The sequence below is a fragment of the Vibrio sp. D173a genome (assembly GCF_030248475.1).
Genome location: NZ_JAHGAH010001499.1, coordinates 1 through 749, shown reverse-complemented (window position 1 = coordinate 749; position 749 = coordinate 1). Strand labels below are relative to the sequence as shown.

The 749-nt window shown below is 45.1% G+C and carries 1 protein-coding gene and 1 pseudogene; both read right to left on the bottom strand.

Annotated elements, in window-relative coordinates; all coding sequences use genetic code 11:
• A pseudogene (locus KIV40_RS34330) lies at positions 1-221 on the bottom strand (RNA methyltransferase); the annotation flags it as partial.
• A 163-nt stretch (positions 222-384) separates the two neighbouring features.
• Positions 385-749, bottom strand: a 365-nt coding sequence (locus KIV40_RS34325) for an aldo/keto reductase (protein WP_285353918.1), incomplete at its 5' end; no start/stop codon positions are given.

The following is a 749-nucleotide window of genomic DNA, read 5'->3' as shown; positions in this document are numbered from 1 at the left end:
GTCAGATCATCTAAAGATGCTTCAACACAATCAAACCCTTTCAGTGCTGCTTGGTTGTGAGCCAAAAAGTCCGCAGTCGCAAACACATTCTTCACAACAAGATCGCTATCCGTAAGCTCAAGCACGTTTTTTTCACCTTGAACAATGAATAGACCGTGTGCTTTACGTTGTTTCTTTTGACCTAAAGCGCGAAGGAGTTTTAATTGGTTTTTTGAAATCATGTTTTTATCCTAGATATAAGCCCGCGCATTATAGAGCAAAGGTTAGGGAACACAAAGAGCAGAGCTGATTGCATGCCATATAAAATCATAAAGCGCACCTTTCGATGCGCTTTTGGTTTCAGTTTAGCCTTGTTATCACCACATAAGGTGGCGCGACCGCGAATTAATACGGTACAGGGTAGCGTCTGAACACGGTATTGATGTCAGTTAGGATCTCTTCTGACAAAGGTTTGCTGAATGCTGCGACATTTTCTTTCAGCTGATCTAGATTGGTTGCACCGATAATCGTCGATGTAACACCATCAACTTGGTTACACCATGCTAGAGCAAGTTGACTTGGAGTGAAGCCGTGTGTCTTTGCTACCTCGACGTACTCTTTGACTGCTGAGTTGGCTGTTTCGGTGTCACGGAATATGCCTTTGCGCTGCATGTAGGTCCAACGGCTTCCCGCAGTGCGTGCACCATCAATATACTTGCCGCTTAGCATACCAGCTGCCAACGGTGACCATGGTAGGTAGGCAACGTCTT